Annotated in this window: 1 protein-coding gene; it reads right to left on the bottom strand. The window is 40.8% G+C overall.

The window, feature by feature from the left end; all coding sequences use genetic code 11:
* Window positions 1-77 precede the first annotated feature (77 nt).
* Window positions 78-1,730, bottom strand: coding sequence for a PAS domain-containing sensor histidine kinase (locus V7654_RS19800; RefSeq protein WP_335432528.1), 1,653 nt, complete (start codon window positions 1,728-1,730; stop codon window positions 78-80).
* Window positions 1,731-1,950 lie beyond the last annotated feature (220 nt).

Raw genomic sequence — 1,950 nt, 5'->3', positions numbered from 1 at the left:
AGTCTTCGCGCCTTCCACTTCAATCAACAGGTTTAAAAACAACATTCACCTTTAACAGAGGATTTATGATAAATAATTTAATTCGTTTTCACTTCATTATTGCCATCATGTTTAATAGGCAATTGTACGATCACTTCAGTACCCTTATCTGGCTCACTCTTGAATTTTATCGTTCCGTTATGAGACTGTACAATTTTGAAACTTACTGTCATCCCGAGACCTGTGCCCTTTTCCTTGGAGGAGTAGAACGGCTCGCCGATTCTTTCCATGAATTCCTTGGAAATTCCGCAGCCATCGTCTTTTACACGTACCGTAACGTGATCATCAGTGCTTTGCAGTGAAATCAATACGACATCCTCAGCCGATGAAGCTTCAATCGCATTTTTCACGATATTAATGAACAGCTGCTTCAGCTGGTTTGGTTCACATTCGATCATTACCTGCTGGTCGTGAACCTCTAACTCTATTTGGATATTATGAAGGCTTGCTTCTGTTTTTAACAGTGATATAACATTGTATAGAATCAGCTGTATATCGGCTTCAATGAATTTTATCTGCTGAGGCTTGGCGAGCAGTAATAACTCACCGACAATATGGTTGATCCTGTTCAGTTCATCAAGCATGATTTGATAATATAGCTGGTGCTTTTCATCTTCCATTTGCAGCAGCTGGACCAGTCCCTTTAGTGAAGTAAGCGGATTGCGTATTTCATGGGCAACACTTGCAGATAGTTCACCGACGACTGATAATTTATCCGTTCTCCGCAAACGCTCCTCCGTTTGCCGCAATTCCGTTACATCCCTTGAATTACAGATAATCCCGGCAAGCTTATCATTCACAATGATAGGCAAGGAAGTACTTTGAAGCATGAGGGGATTCCCGTTCTTATGAGGAACATTAAGCTCGAACATTTGCGGACATTGATCCTTGATCACCTTGGTGATTCTGTCCAAAACTAATTGCCTGCTGTTATCAGGGAGCAACTCTCCAATACGCCTGCCAATAAAATCGTTAGCATTATAGCCTGTGATTTTCTGAAACTGAGGATTCACATTTGTGATTGTCCCGTTTAGGTCCAGCATCGCAACGATGTCAGGACTGTATTCGAACAACGACCGGTATTGCTGCCGACTTTCTTCAAGCAAAGTCTCAACGATTTTCCGCTCAGTGATATCTCGCCCAATGATAACGAGTCCTTGTCTGCTGCCGTCACCATTCCATAGAGGAACTTTGATTGTATCAAAGGTCTTATTGCTGCCATCTGGCTGTGGAAGGACTTCTTCCACACGGATGATCCCTCCGGCTTTCCAGGCTTCTTCATCAGATATCTCGCAATATCTTAATGAGTCGGCGAAAAAATCACTGTATTCTGCCAATTCTGAGTCCTTTTTGCCTTTATAATCTACGTTTTCGAGGTCGAAAAGCTTCAATCCGAAATCATTTGCCTGGATCCATCGGCCTTCTCCGTCCTTGAAATTGACAAAATCAACCATGGAATTGATCAGCGTGGATAAGCGCTTTTCCTCTTCCCTTGAAGCATTCAATTCTTCCATCTTCGAAATGAAAAAATAGAAAAACCAGCCCGCAAGCACAACATAAAGAACTTCTTTCGTATGTTCGACCAGTGTGATAAAAGGCGAAGGGGCATATAATTTTAGCAGATAGTTTGTCCCAAAAATCCAAACTATGCTGAGTATGAAAAAGGTGGTTAAGTATTTCATTTTTTTCATGTTAGAACTCCTAAGTAAGCAATCATGCTCTCGCTAAATTAAGTAGAAGTAGTACCTGTATATAGTAGCATAATTTAGTCAATTAAAGTAATTTTGTTGGATCTTGTTTTTGAATTTAGTTTACCTAAAATCTGGAAGTGCTATGCAAAAAGCAGAACCAAAAGGGGTTTGGTCCTGCTTTTTTAAAGGATAAGAAAGTATAGAACGACTTCACCGGTCG

Origin of the sequence: Bacillus sp. JJ1609 (genome assembly GCF_036967045.1) — a bacterium.
In the GTDB taxonomy this organism is placed as follows: domain Bacteria; phylum Bacillota; class Bacilli; order Bacillales; family Cytobacillaceae; genus Mesobacillus.
The sequence above is the reverse complement of the archived record's forward strand: the minus strand, read 5'-3'. Positions and strand labels throughout refer to the sequence as shown.